The sequence below is a fragment of the Pseudomonas sp. efr-133-TYG-5 genome (assembly GCF_030209175.1).
Classification (GTDB): domain Bacteria; phylum Pseudomonadota; class Gammaproteobacteria; order Pseudomonadales; family Pseudomonadaceae; genus Aquipseudomonas.
In genome coordinates, this window is record NZ_JARVSM010000006.1 from 465,852 (window position 1) to 479,985 (window position 14,134).

At 62.4% G+C, this 14,134-nt stretch carries 9 protein-coding genes and 2 tRNA genes; 7 read left to right on the top strand and 4 right to left on the bottom strand.

The features are described from left to right. The first annotated feature begins 31 nt into the window (after positions 1-31). From hflK to QRN70_RS21090, 5 genes are all read left to right on the top strand, one after another. On the top strand, positions 32-1,207 hold the full coding sequence (gene hflK / locus QRN70_RS21070) for an FtsH protease activity modulator HflK (RefSeq protein WP_285419828.1): 1,176 nt from the start codon (positions 32-34) through the stop codon (positions 1,205-1,207). After that, positions 1,207-2,076, top strand: a complete 870-nt coding sequence (gene hflC, locus QRN70_RS21075; RefSeq protein ID WP_027617533.1) for a protease modulator HflC — start codon at positions 1,207-1,209, stop codon at positions 2,074-2,076. The genes hflK and hflC overlap by 1 nt, the downstream gene beginning before the upstream one ends. A gap of 313 nt (positions 2,077-2,389) precedes the next feature. Next, positions 2,390-3,577 carry an ATP phosphoribosyltransferase regulatory subunit gene (locus tag QRN70_RS21080; RefSeq protein WP_285419829.1) on the top strand — a complete coding sequence of 396 codons (1,188 nt, stop codon included), beginning with the start codon at positions 2,390-2,392 and terminating at the stop codon, positions 3,575-3,577. Between the two features lie 54 nt (positions 3,578-3,631). Beyond that, the gene (locus tag QRN70_RS21085) at positions 3,632-4,921 is read left to right on the top strand and encodes an adenylosuccinate synthase (protein ID WP_011332187.1); all 1,290 of its coding nucleotides are present in this window, start codon (positions 3,632-3,634) and stop codon (positions 4,919-4,921) included. 139 nt (positions 4,922-5,060) lie between these two features. After that, positions 5,061-6,995, top strand: coding sequence for a methyl-accepting chemotaxis protein (locus QRN70_RS21090; RefSeq protein ID WP_285419830.1), 1,935 nt, complete (start codon positions 5,061-5,063; stop codon positions 6,993-6,995). Positions 6,996-7,092: 97 nt separating this feature from the next. Here QRN70_RS21090 and QRN70_RS21095 read toward each other — a convergent pair whose 3' ends face one another. The 4 genes from QRN70_RS21095 to QRN70_RS21110 form a co-directional block, all read right to left on the bottom strand. Beyond that, a complete protein-coding gene (locus QRN70_RS21095; protein ID WP_285419831.1) occupies positions 7,093-8,658 on the bottom strand; it encodes an ABC transporter permease in 1,566 nt (521 codons plus the stop codon). Then, positions 8,658-9,668 (bottom strand): extracellular solute-binding protein, encoded by a 1,011-nt coding sequence (locus QRN70_RS21100; protein ID WP_285419832.1) that lies wholly within the window; start codon positions 9,666-9,668, stop codon positions 8,658-8,660. Before QRN70_RS21100 ends, QRN70_RS21095 begins: the two co-directional genes overlap by 1 nt. A gap of 266 nt (positions 9,669-9,934) precedes the next feature. Beyond that, positions 9,935-10,021, bottom strand: a tRNA-Leu gene (locus QRN70_RS21105). 180 nt (positions 10,022-10,201) lie between these two features. Next, a tRNA-Leu gene (locus QRN70_RS21110) sits at positions 10,202-10,288 on the bottom strand. A 225-nt stretch (positions 10,289-10,513) separates the two neighbouring features. Here QRN70_RS21110 and rnr point away from each other — a divergent pair. Together rnr and rlmB are read left to right on the top strand one after the other, a co-directional pair. After that, positions 10,514-13,147: a ribonuclease R gene (gene rnr / locus QRN70_RS21115; protein WP_285419833.1), complete on the top strand. Its 2,634-nt coding sequence runs from the start codon at positions 10,514-10,516 to the stop codon at positions 13,145-13,147. Then, entirely contained in the window at positions 13,144-13,908 is a 765-nt protein-coding gene (rlmB, locus tag QRN70_RS21120; protein ID WP_285419834.1) for a 23S rRNA (guanosine(2251)-2'-O)-methyltransferase RlmB, read from the top strand. Before rnr ends, rlmB begins: the two co-directional genes overlap by 4 nt. Positions 13,909-14,134: the final 226 nt, after the last annotated feature.

Consider the following 14,134-nt stretch of genomic DNA (forward strand, 5'->3'; position numbering starts at 1 on the left):
TGCGTCTTTGCTTTATCAGATGGAGAGCGCTATGGCTTGGAATGAGCCGGGTGGCAACTCGAACAATCAGGATCCTTGGGGTGGCAAGCGTCGCAATAACGGCGACCGCAAGGGGCCGCCGGATCTCGACGAGGCCTTCCGAAAGCTGCAGGAAAGCCTGAACGGGTTGTTCGGTGGTGGTAAGAAACGTGGTGATGACGGTGGTGGCTCGGGCAAGAGCGGTGGCTTCGGCGGCCTGCTCGGCATCGGCCTTGTCGTGCTCGCGGCCGTGTGGCTGTACAGCGCGGTGTATGTCGTGGACGAGCAGGAGCAGGCCGTGGTGCTGCGCTTCGGCAAGTACTACGAGACCGTCGGCCCGGGCCTGAACATCTATTTCCCGCCGATCGACAAGAAGTACATGGAAAACGTCACGCGCGAGCGTGCCTATACCAAGCAGGGCCAGATGCTGACCGAAGACGAGAACATCGTCGAAGTGCCACTGACCGTGCAGTACAAGATCAGCAACCTGCAGGACTTCGTGCTGAACGTCGACCAGCCGGAAATCAGCCTCCAGCATGCGACCGACAGCGCCCTGCGCCACGTGGTGGGTTCCACCGCGATGGACCAGGTGCTGACCGAAGGCCGTGAGCTGATGGCCAGCGAAATCAAGGAGCGTCTGCAACGTTTCCTCGATACCTATCGCACCGGTATCACCGTTACCCAGGTCAACGTACAGAGCGCAGCCGCACCGCGCGAAGTGCAGGAAGCCTTCGACGACGTGATTCGTGCCCGGGAAGACGAACAGCGTTCACGCAACCAGGCGGAAACCTACGCCAACGGCGTGGTGCCGGAAGCCCGTGGTCAGGCCCAGCGCATCCTCGAGGATGCCAACGGCTACCGTGACGAAACGATCTCGCGTGCCAAGGGTGAGGCCGACCGCTTCACCAAGTTGGTCGCCGAGTATCGCAAGGCCCCTGAGGTCACTCGTGAGCGTCTGTACCTGGACACCATGCAGGAAGTCTTCAGCAATACCAGCAAGGTCCTCGTGACCGGCAACAAGAACGGCCAGAGCAACCTGCTCTACCTGCCGCTGGACAAGATGGTCGAAAGTGGTCGCAACACCAACGCTCCGGCGAGCGGCAGTGCAACCACCACCAGCAATGAAGCAAGTGCGCGTGCCGCAGCCGATCTGCAGCAACAGCAGGCACGTACCAGGGAGAGTCGCTGATGAGCAATAAATCGCTGATCGCCCTTATTGTCGGCGTTGTCGTGGCGATCGCTGCCTGGAACTGCTTCTACATCGTCGCTCAGACCGAGCGTGCGGTGTTGCTGCAATTCGGTCGCGTGGTCCAGGCGGATGTCCAGCCGGGTCTGCATGTGAAAGTGCCTTACGTCAACCAGGTACGCAAATTCGACGCACGCCTGATGACGCTGGATGCACCGACGCAACGCTTCCTGACCCTGGAAAAGAAAGCCGTGATGGTCGATGCCTACGCCAAGTGGCGGGTCAAGGATGCCGAGCGCTTCTACACCGCGACTTCCGGTCTCAAGCAGATCGCCGACGAGCGCCTGTCCCGTCGTCTTGAATCGGGCCTGCGTGACCAGTTCGGTAAACGCACCCTGCACGAAGTGGTCTCCGGTGAGCGCGATGCGCTGATGGCCGATATCACCGCGTCGCTGAACAAGATGGCGGAGAAGGAGCTGGGTATCGAAGTGGTCGATGTCCGGGTCAAGGCCATCGACCTGCCGAAGGAAGTCAACCGCAGCGTATTCGAGCGGATGAGTACCGAGCGTGAGCGTGAAGCTCGCGAGCACCGCGCCAAGGGTAACGAACTGGCCGAAGGCATCCGTGCCGACGCCGATCGTCAACGCCGCGTGTTGCTGGCCGAAGCCTATCGGGAATCGGAAGAGGTTCGCGGTGATGGCGACGCCCAGGCCGCTGCGATCTACTCCAAGGCCTACGGCCAGGATCAGGAGTTCTACGGCTTCTACCGTAGCCTGCGCGCCTACCGTGAAAGCTTCGCGAACAAATCCGACGTCATGGTCCTCGACCCAAGCAGTGACTTCTTCCGTTACCTGGAAAAAGCCAAGCCTTGATACGACGTTGACCTGAATCACTCCGCCTGGCGGCTAAAGCCTCGGGCGGGGTGATCCTTTGGGAAAACGTGTGTATGATGCGGCAGCCGGGAAATTCCCGGCTTTTTTGCGTCTGCATGTTTGATTGCTGTTTTTTGTTGCAGACATCGGGTTGAATGGCCCGAGCGTTTTTCGAGGAAAGTGATGGGCGAAGCCGGTAACAGGCCTTTCGCCGCGTCGTTCATGCGCGTGCGTTTTGAACGCCCCGGTCATTTTCTGCTTCACTCAAGGCTCGCCCTCGGGCTGGCCGCCCGGATCAAAGGGGAATGGCGTAATGGCAACGGTAGACCGCTGGCTGCTGCCAGATGGCATCGAAGAAGTACTGCCACCGGAAGCGGCGCGCATTGAAGTCGCGCGTCGTCAGGTGTTGGATCTGTTCCAGAGCTGGGGTTACGAGTTCGTCGTGACTCCCCATATCGAGTACCTGGAATCCCTGCTGACCGGCGCGGGCCAGGACCTGGATCTGCGTACCTTCAAGGTCATCGACCCGCAGTCGGGCCGGCAGATGGGGTTCCGTGCCGACATCACGCCGCAGGTGGCGCGCATCGATGCGCATACCCTGCGCCGCGAAGGCCCGAGCCGTCTGTGCTACGCCGGCAGCGTGCTGCACGCCCAGCCGCGAGCGCTGTCGTCATCGCGCAGCCCGATCCAGTTGGGCGCCGAGTTGTACGGCGACGCCAGCCCGAGCAGTGACGTCGAAGTCATCAGCCTGATGCTGGCCATGCTGCAACTGGCCGATGTGCCGGACGTGCACATGGATCTCGGCCATGTAGGTATCTACCGCGGCCTGGCCCAGGCGGCCGGTCTGTCGGGCGAAGTCGAGCAACAGCTGTTCGATGCTCTGCAACGCAAGGCGATCGACGAGGTCATTACCTTGACCGAAGGCCTGCCGGCCGATCTGTCCGGGATGCTGCGCGCGCTGGTCGACCTGTGTGGCGGCCGTGAAGTGCTGAGCGCCGCCCGCGAGCGCCTGGCCAATGCGCCGGCACCGGTGCTGGCGGCCCTGGAAGATCTGCTGGCGATCGCCGAGCGGCTGTCGGTGCGTTTCCCGCAGTTGCCACTGTATTTCGACCTCGGCGAGCTGCGCGGTTATCACTACCACACCGGTGTGGTGTTCGCGGTGTTCGTTCCCGGCGTTGGCCAGTCCATCGCCCAGGGCGGTCGCTACGACGACATCGGCGCCGACTTCGGTCGCGCCCGTCCGGCCACCGGCTTCTCCACCGATTTGAAAACCCTGGTGACCCTGGGGCGTGCTGAGATCGAGCTACCGTCTGGCGGTATCTGGATGCCTGACAGTACGGATGCGGCACTCTGGCAGCAGGTTTGCCAGTTGCGCAGTGAGGGTCAGCGTGTCGTCCAGGCTCTGCCTGGGCAGCCTTTGGCCGCCGCCCGTGAAGCGGACTGCGACCGGCAATTGATTCAGCAGAACGGGCTTTGGCAAGTATCGCCACTGGCCTCTTGAGTTTTCCTGCCGGCCATCGCCGGCACCAAGTTTGCGCGAATGAGGACAAGTGTTATGGGTAAGAATGTCGTAGTCCTGGGCACCCAATGGGGTGATGAGGGCAAAGGCAAGATCGTTGATCTGCTGACCGAACATGCTGCCGCCGTAGTGCGCTACCAAGGTGGCCACAACGCTGGCCACACCCTGGTGATCGACGGCGAGAAAACCGTCTTGCACCTGATCCCGTCGGGCGTGCTGCGCGAAGGCGTGCAGTGCCTGATCGGCAACGGCGTGGTGGTTGCACCTGACGCCCTGCTGCGTGAGATCACCAAGCTGGAAGAGAAAGGCGTACCGGTGCGCGAGCGCCTGCGTATCAGCCCGTCCTGCCCGCTGATCCTGTCCTTCCACGTGGCGCTGGACCAGGCCCGTGAAAAAGCCCGTGGCGAGCTGAAGATCGGTACGACCGGTCGCGGCATCGGCCCGGCTTACGAAGACAAGGTGGCCCGTCGTGGCCTGCGCGTTGGCGATCTGCTCAACATGCCGCGCTTCGAAGACAAGCTGCGTGAACTGGTGGACTACCACAACTTCATGCTGGTGGGTTACTACAAAGAGCCTGCCATCGAGTTCGAAAAGACCCTGGCCGAGTGCAAGGAATACGCCGAGCTGCTCAAGCCGCTGATGCTGGACGTCACTGCCGAGCTGCACGACCTGCGTCGCGCCGGCAAGGACATCATGTTCGAAGGCGCCCAGGGTTCGTTGCTCGACATCGACCACGGTACCTATCCGTACGTGACCAGCTCCAACACCACCGCTGGTGGCGTGGCGACCGGTTCGGGCGTTGGCCCGATGTTCCTCGACTACATCCTGGGCATCACCAAGGCGTACACCACTCGCGTCGGTTCGGGTCCATTCCCGACCGAGCTGTTCGACGAAGTCGGCGCGCACCTGGCCAAGCAAGGTCACGAGTTCGGCGCGACCACTGGCCGTGCCCGTCGTTGCGGCTGGTTCGACGCCGTTATCCTGCGTCGCGCAATCGATGTGAACAGCATCTCGGGCATCTGCCTGACCAAGCTGGACGTCCTCGACGGCCTGGAAACCATCAACATCTGCACCGGCTACAAGGATGCACAGGGCAACGCCGTGGCGCCGACCGACGCTGACAGCTACGTAGGCCTGCAGCCGGTGTACGAAGAAGTGCCGGGCTGGAGCGAATCGACCGTGGGTGCGAAAACCCTGGAAGAGCTGCCAGCGAACGCTCGTGCCTACATCAAGCGCGTTGAAGAGTTGATCGGCGCGCCGATCGACATTATTTCGACGGGCCCGGATCGCAACGAAACCATCGTTCTGCGCCATCCGTTCGCTTGATAAGTCGTTGATGTAAAAAGCAAAGGCCCCTTAATCGGGGCCTTTGTCGTTTATGCCTGTTGGACGGCATGACCTTTGCTGTAATTCTGTCTACAAGAGTGCCATCAAATTAATGGCGTCAGAAGTAGAGGGATTCACAGTGTCGGCCGTTCTCTCACTGTTACAAAGCCGTTTGTTGCGGCCCGTGTTCGTTACCCTTGGTATCGCCCTTTTGGTGCAAGTGCTGGTGGCTGTCGCCCTGACACGGAGCACCGTCACGGCGCTGGAAGCCGACCTCGGCAGCCGCCTGGGCGCTGACAGCCAGAAGCTTTCCGGGGAGCTGGAGCAGGCGGGGCGGGAAGTCACGTCGAGCCTCGACGCGTTGTCCGCCAGTACCCGTCAACGGTTGACTGCCGGCCTGTCCTCTCGCCTGAAGGACGAGCAGGCCCAGCTGCGCGCCACCCTGGAAAAAGACCTCAAGGACTCGGCCAACGACATGGCCCAGTTGCTCGCTTCCGTTGCGCCGCGCGCCATGTGGGACAGCGACGTACCGACCCTGTCCGAGTTCGCCCGACGCGCCCAGCGCAATCCCAACGTGCTGTTCGTGGTGTATGACGACGCCACCGGCCAGCACCTGACCCGCTACCTCAACCGCGAAAATCCGATCAACAAGGCCTTGCTGGACAAAGGCCAGGGTGAGCGCGCGCTGGACAAGGTGCTGGACGCGGCGAAGAACGATCCGTCGGTGTATTACCTCGAAGCGTCGATCAACCCCAACGGCGTGGAAATCGGCAAGGTCCTGATGGGCGTCTCCACCGCGTCGGTGGAAACCGATCTGGCGGCTCTCGACCGGCGCTTCTCGGCGCTGATCGCCAGCAGCGACCAACTGGTCGGCGACAGCCTCAAGGGCGCCGCAGCGGACAGTGCCGCCGCGATGCAGGCGCGCCTGCAGTCGGCGCAAGCCACCGCTGCCGAGATGAAAGCCAACACCACCAGCACCGTTCAGGACGCTGCCGCGACGTTGCGCTGGCGCATCGGCATGGGCCTGGCGCTGGTCGGTTGCGGCGTACTGCTGTTGTTGGCGGTGGTGCTCGGGCATCGGGTGGTCAATCGCCTGAAAATGCTCAACGCGGCGATGGATGATCTGGCGGCGGGCGAAGGTGATCTGACCAAACGCGTGCAGATCAACAGCCAGGACGAAATCGGCGACATGGCCTCGGCGGTCAACCGCTTTGTCGACAAGCTGCAGCCGATCGTGCGCGAGGCGGGCGATGTGGCCCAGCGTACCGGCGTGGAAATCGGCGCCATGACCTTGCGCAATGCCGGTGCCGATGCGGCGGCCGGGATGCAGCGTGATGAAGTCGCGGAAAGTCTGCGTGCGTTGTCGCAAATGGCCGACGAAGCGCAGTCGGAAAGCCAGGCCATGCAGGCCGCCTTGAAGCAGGTCGTCGATATTCGCCAGGCCACCGACGAAAACACCCGCACGTCGGCCAAGGTCGGCAGCCTGATCGAGGCGCTGGCGGGGCAGGTCGACACCGGGGCGAAGGTCATCGAGCGGCTGGCGCAACAGAGCGAGCAGATCGAAGTGGTGCTGACCGTGATTCACGGCATCGCCGAACAGACCAACCTGTTGGCGCTCAACGCGGCCATCGAAGCGGCGCGTGCTGGCGAGACCGGTCGCGGGTTTGCCGTGGTCGCCGACGAAGTGCGAGCGCTGGCGAGCAAGACCCAGAGCTCAACTGGCGACATCCAGGCGCACATCGTCGCCCTGCAGCAGGGCGCCCGTGAGGCGGTCGAGGCCATCGGCCAGGCAGGGCGCCAGGCCAGCGAAGGCTTGCTGGTATTGCGCGACAGCGCTCGGCTGCAGCAGTCGGTACAGGCGTCGGTCGAGCAGGTGCATGCGGCGATTGGTCTGGCGACGCAGGCCGCGGCGCATCAGGCGCAAGGCGCGCAGGCGGTGCGCGGGCGGGTCGAAACCATTCATGCCCAGGCCGAGAAAGCCGCTCAGGCGGTGGTGGAAACCACGGCCAGTGGCAAGGTGCTGGATGGTCTGGCGGCGCAGTTGAAGGCCAGTCTGGGCCAGTTCAGGGCTTGAGGTTGTCTGGGCGGGCCTCTTCGCGAGCAGGCTCGCTCCCACATTGGATCGCGTTCTCGGTCAAAGTGTGGGAGCGAGCCTGCTCGCGAAAGCGCTATCAGCGGCTCAGATACATCCGCGTCGTCAGCAAATAAACCGGTAGTCCGGACACCAGAATCAACAACGCCGCATAAGGCGCCGCCGCCGCAAACTCGACATTCGCGGTATGCGCCCACACTTCCGTCGCCAGCGTATTGAGCCCGGTCGGACTCAGCAGCAACGTCGCCGTCAATTCCTTCATCGCATCGAGAAACACCAGCGCGAACGCCGCACCCAATGCCGGGAAGATGATCGGCAGGGTCACCCGGCAGAACGCCGTGAACGACGAGGCGCCGAGCGTTCGCGCGGCTTCTTCCAGTTGCGGCGCGGCCTTGTTCAGTGCGGTGCGGATCGGTGCCTGCGCCAGCGGCAGGAACAGCAGGGCATAGGCGATCAGCAGCAGCGTCGAGGTCTGGTACAGCACCGGCACGTAATGCAGGGCGAAATACACCAGGGTCAGCGCGATCACCAGTCCCGGCAGAGCGTGCAGCAGATAGGGCAGACGCTCGGCCCAGATCGCCAGTCGGCCCTTGTAGCGCACCACCAGCAATCCCACCGGCACCGCCAGTACCAGGCACAGCGCCGCGCCACCCAGCGACAGGGCCAGTGACGACAGCAAGGCCTCGGTGATCGCCGCCACCGGGAATGCTGCCGACGAGCCGACGGCGAGCCAGTACGCCAGCATGCCCAGCGGAATCCCGCTACCGACGATCGCCAGCAGCAGGCAATACACCTGACCGACCACGGCCCATGGGCCCAGACGCACTTGTTCTGCCCGGCGCGCGGCGCCCTGGCCCGTACGCACGTGGCGGCCCTTGCCACGCACGCGCAGTTCCAGCCACAGCAGTAACAGGCACAGCGCCAGCAACACCGCTGAGAGCATCGCGGCGTTGGCGTTGCTGAACTCCAGTTCGAACTGCTGATAGATCGCGGTGGTAAAGGTTTGCAGGCCGATGATCGACAGCGCGCCGAACTCCACCAGCATGTGCAGGGCGATCAGCAGCGAACCGGCCAGCAATGACGGCCAGAGCAAGGGCAGGGTGACGCGGAAAAACACCCCCCAGCGATTCTGCCCGAGGGTGCGCGCCGACTCTTCAAGGGATGGATCGAGGTTGCGCAGGGTAGCCGCCACCGGCAGGAAGATCAGCGGGTACTTCGACAGGCTCATCACCAGGATCGCCCCGCCGAGGCCTTCGAACTGCGCGCTCAACGAGACCCAGGTGAAACTGCTGACAAATGCCGGTACCGCGAACGGCAGGCACAGGATCACGCCCCATAGGCGCCGCCCGGGCAGATTGCTGCGTTCCAGCAGCCAGGCCAGCGACAGGCCGATCACGCCGCAGGTGACCGTCACGCCGACCATCAGCGCCAGGGTGTTGCGCAGCAGGCCGAACACGTACGGCCGCCACAGCAGATGCAGCGCCTGCGACCAGCCGGCCTGCCAGGCTTTGAGACCGACATAGGCCAATGGCAGCAGGCTCAGCACCACCAGCAGCAACACCGGCAGCAGCAGCCAGATCGACGGCCGCCTGCGCCGTGGCACGTAACCCCCGCGCGCGGCGGGGGCGGATAACGTGGCGGTCATCAGTTCAGGCCAACTTCGCGTTCCAGATCCAGCGCTTCTTCGGCGTTGCCGAGGTCGGCCGGGGTCACATCCGGCGCTTCCAGCTCGCTGAACGGCTTGAGGCCGCGATCCGATTGCATGCCGTTATGCAGCGGGTACTCGGCGGTGGTCTGGGTGATCACGCGCTGACCCTCTTCACTGGCCATGTAGGCGAGGAATTGCTGGGCTTCTTTGGGATGTTTGCTGGATTTCAGTACGGCCGCGCTGGATACGGTGATCAGCCCGCCGACATCGCCGCCGGTGAAGTAATGCAGTTTGGAATCCAGTTTGCCTTTCTCGCGTTGCAGGGCAAACCAGTAGTAGTTGTTGACCAGCACGGTGGCGACTTCGCCGTTTTCCACCGCCTTGAGGGCGACCATGTTGTTGCTGTAGGTCTTGCCGAAAGCGCGCAGGCCGGTCAGCCATTCTTCGGCGGCATCACGGCCATGTTTCTTGATGATGGCCACGGCCTGTTCCTGGAAGGCGCCGCTGGTAGGGACGAAACCGACCTTGCCCTGCCACTGCGGATCGGCGAAATCCAGCACCGATTTCGGCAGGTCTTTTTCATCGATCAGTTTCGGGTTGAAGGCCACTACGCGGACCCGCGCGGTGACGCCGATCCAGGTGCCGTTGCCGGCGACGTATTTTTTCGGCAGAACCGCCAGGGTGGCGTCATCGGCCTTGGCCAGCAGGCCTTGTTCGCCGAGGTTGTTCAGCGGTGGGGATTCCTCGGTGTAGATGACGTCGGCCGGGGAGCGGTCGCCCTCTTCGATGATCTGGCTGGCGAGCTGGTTGCTGCTGCCCTTGCGCACGTTGACGTGGATGCCGGTCTTGGCTTCGAAAGCCTTGGCGATCGCGTCGCCGACTTCCTTATGCTGGCCGTTGTAGAGAGTCAGGGAAACCGCATCGGCAGCCTGGGTGAGGGGAGTGGCGAGCGCCAGGCCGAGGAGGGTGAAGGTCAGGCCTCGGCGCAGGGTATTTCGAAACATCATTCGCAGGGTTCCTCACTGTCGCATTGCAAAAACTTGCAACAATGATAAACGATATTGTTTCTCAAGTGCGCCTTGTGGGGCGTCGCTGGCTCTGATACGGCGGATTGCGTTGCCGTTGCAGGAATTGCCGGAGGTTCGGGCCGAAGGTCGATCAGAAGATCGCGGCCTTCTGGGGGGGGGGGCGCAGGTTTTCAGGAGGCCAGAAACGCAAAAACCCGCTTTCGCGGGTTTCTGTGAAATTCAAGGTCGTAACCTTGAATTTGAATTGGTGCCCAGAAGAAGACTCGAACTTCCACGACCGTAAGGTCACCAGCACCTGAAGCTGGCGTGTCTACCAATTTCACCATCTGGGCAATCATCTTCAGCGTTGCCGCTGTTGATGTGGCGCACTATACGGAGCGCTTTTTGATCTGTAAACCCCTGATTTGATTTTAATAAATCAGCTTTGCAAAAAGCGTTGCGCAGAATGCAAAAAACCCGCTTTCGCGGGTTTTGTGTGAGTCTTGAAACTGATCTAGTCTCAAACTCGAAATTGGTGCCCAGGAGAAGACTCGAACTTCCACGACCGTAAGGTCACCAGCACCTGAAGCTGGCGTGTCTACCAATTTCACCACCTGGGCATCTCGACAGCGTCTGCACGTCGTCGATGGCGCGCACTATACGGAGCGACTTTTTAACTGTAAACCCCCGCCAGCAAAAAAAATGATTTTTTTTACCAGCGGTGTGCAAAAGGGCTTCCAGGTGTCGATACAGAGCGCAAGACAGACCTTATAGAGTCGGAAATTTCCCGTTTGAACACGCCTATGCCAAACTAACCCGCATATAGACAAGGTGAAAACTCTCTAATGGCCGATTGGCAGTCCCTCGATCCCGAGGCCGCTCGTGAAGCGGAAAAATATGAAAACCCTATTCCCAGCCGCGAACTGATCCTTCAGCACCTTGCTGATCGGGGTTCGCCTGCTGCCCGCGAGCAACTGGTCGAAGAGTTTGGTCTGACCACGGAAGACCAGATCGAAGCCCTGCGCCGCCGCCTGCGCGCCATGGAGCGCGACGCTCAACTGATCTACACCCGTCGCGGTACTTACGCGCCGGTGGACAAGCTCGACCTGATCCTCGGCCGCATCAGCGGTCACCGTGACGGTTTTGGCTTCCTGGTGCCGGACGACGGTTCCGACGACCTGTTCATGAGCCCGGCGCAGATGCGTCTGGTGTTCGACGGTGACCGTGCCCTGGCGCGGGTTTCCGGCCTGGATCGTCGCGGTCGCCGTGAAGGCGTGATCGTTGAAGTGGTGTCGCGTGCTCACGAAAGCATCGTCGGCCGCTACTTCGAGGAAGGCGGCATCGGCTTCGTCGTGGCCGACAATCCGAAGATCCAGCAGGAAGTGCTGGTCACGCCGGGCCGCAACGCCAACGCGCAGATCGGTCAGTTCGTCGAGGTGAAAATCACCCACTGGCCGACGCCGCGCTTCCAGCCGCAAGGCGACGTGATCGAAGTGGTCGGCAACTACATGGCGCCGGGCATGGAAATCGATGTCGCCCTGCGCACCTACGACATTCCTCACGTCTGGCCTGAAGCCGTACTCAAGGAAGCCGGCAAGCTCAAGCCGGAAGTCGAGGAAAAGGACAAAGAGAAGCGCGTCGACCTGCGCCACCTGCCGTTCGTCACCATCGACGGCGAAGATGCCCGCGACTTCGACGACGCGGTCTACTGCGAAGCCAAGCCAGGCAAGCTGCGCCTGTTCTCCGGCGGCTGGAAGTTGTACGTGGCGATTGCCGACGTTTCCAGCTACGTGAAGATCGGCTCGGCCCTGGACAACGAAGCCCAGGTGCGCGGCAACTCGGTGTACTTCCCCGAACGCGTGGTGCCGATGCTGCCGGAGCAGCTGTCCAACGGCCTGTGCTCGCTGAACCCGCACGTCGATCGACTGGCCATGGTTTGCGAGATGACCATCTCCAAGTCCGGCGAAATGACCGACTACTGCTTCTATGAAGCGGTGATTCATTCCCACGCCCGCCTGACCTACAACAAGGTCAGCGCGATGCTGGAAACCCCGAAAGCCACTGAAGGGCGCAAGCTGCGCGGTGAATACACCGACGTCGTGCCGCACCTCAAGCAGCTCTACGCACTGTACAAAGTGTTGCTGGCGGCCCGTCACGTGCGTGGCGCGATCGATTTCGAAACTCAGGAAACCCGGATCATCTTCGGTTCCGAGCGCAAGATCGCCGAAATCCGTCCGACCACCCGTAACGATGCGCACAAGCTGATCGAGGAATGCATGCTGGCGGCCAACGTGGCCACTGCCGAATTCCTCAAGAAGCACGAAATTCCTGCGCTGTACCGCGTCCACGACGGCCCGCCACCGGAGCGTCTGGAAAAACTCCGCGCGTTCCTCGGCGAGCTCGGCCTGTCCCTGCACAAAGGCAAGGACGGTCCGTCGCCGAAGGATTACCAGGCGCTGCTGGCGAGCATCAAGGACCGTCCGGATTTCCACCTGATCCAGACCGTGATGCTGCGCTCGCTGAGCCAGGCGGTGTACAGCGCCCAGAACGAAGGCCACTTCGGCCTGAATTACGAAGCCTATACCCACTTCACTTCGCCGATCCGGCGTTACCCGGACCTGCTCACGCACCGCGCCATCCGCAGCGTGATCCACTCGAAACAGGACACTCCGCACGTTCGCCGTGCCGGGGCGATGACCATTCCGAAGGCGCGCATCTATCCGTACGACGAGGCGGCGCTGGAACAGCTCGGCGAGCAGTGCTCGATGAGCGAGCGGCGTGCCGACGAAGCCACGCGCGACGTGGTGAACTGGCTCAAGTGCGAGTTCATGAAGGATCGCGTGGGCGAGTCGTTCCCGGGCGTGATCACCGCGGTCACCGGCTTCGGTCTGTTCGTCGAGCTGACCGACATCTACGTCGAAGGCCTGGTGCACGTCACTGCGCTGCCGGGCGACTACTACCACTTCGATCCTGTGCATCACCGCCTGGCGGGCGAGCGCACCGGGCGTAGCTTCCGTCTCGGCGACACCGTTGAAGTGCGGGTCATGCGCGTCGATCTCGATGAGCGCAAGATCGACTTCGAGATGGCGGAAAAAACCATCAGCGCGCCGATCGGCCGCAAAAAGCGCGGCGCCGAGACCGCTGCGCCAGCGGCAACCAAGGCTGCGGAAGAAAAGGCTCCGGCGAAAACCGCCAGCCGGCGTCCGGCCAAGGAAAAAGCCGTCGAGGCCTATCGCCCGAGCGATGCCGTGGCGAAAAACGCCGAGCTGCGCAAAAGCCGTGAAATGAAAAAAGCGTTGCTGGCCGATGCGAAAAACGGTGGTAAAGCGGCGTCTGGGGGAAAGACCGGACGGTCGGCGCCTGACAAGGCGACCGGCGGCAAGCCAGCCAAACCGAGCAAACACCGCAAGGGCCCGCCGAAAGCGGGTTCCGCTCCAGCCAAAAGCGGCGGGGCGCGTAAACCGAAGGCGAAGTCATGAGTCAGTTGGAAAAAATCTACGGCGTTCACGCGGTAGAAGCGTTGCTGCGTCACCATCCCAAGCGCGTCAAGCAGATCTGGCTGGCCGAAGGCCGGAGCGATCCGCGGGTGCAGACCCTGATCGAACTGGCCAACGAAAATCGTGTCCAGGTCGGCCAGGCCGAGCGTCGCGAAATGGACGCCTGGGTTGAAGGCGTGCACCAGGGCGTGGTGGCGGACGTCAGTCCGAGCCAGGTCTGGGGCGAGGCGATGCTCGACGAACTGCTCGACCGTACCGAAGGCGCGCCGCTGCTGCTGGTGCTCGACGGTGTCACCGATCCGCACAACCTCGGCGCCTGCCTGCGTTCGGCGGATGCCGCCGGCGCACTGGCGGTGATCGTGCCCAAGGACAAGTCGGCGACCCTGACCCCGGTGGTGCGTAAAGTCGCCTGCGGTGCGGCGGAAGTGCTGCCGCTGGTGGCCGTGACCAATCTCGCGCGCACGCTGGAAAAGCTCCAGCAGCGCGGGCTGTGGGTAGTCGGTACGGCGGGTGAGGCGGAAGTCAGCCTGTACGACCAGGACCTGACCGGCCCGACCATCCTGATCATGGGGGCCGAAGGCAAGGGCATGCGCCGCCTGACCCGCGAGCACTGCGATTACCTGGTCAAGCTACCGATGGCCGGTAGCGTCAGCAGCCTCAACGTCTCCGTGGCGACGGGTGTGTGCCTGTTCGAAGCGCAGCGGCAACGCGGTGCCAAGGCCAAGGCAACAGCCAAGAAATAAGGCTGTACGTAAACAAACTGTGGGAGCGGGCTTGCCCGCGAAGACGGAGTGTCAGTCGACATTAATGTTGCCTGATGTGACGCATTCGCGAGCCAGCCCGCTCCCACAGTGTTTTGTGCGAAAGCGAAGAATGGGTGACTGTTCAAATAATCACCATTTGCCTTGCACCTCTTCAGTCCCTTCTTTACAATTGCGCCCCTTGCTGTGACGGCAGGCACGCATGTGC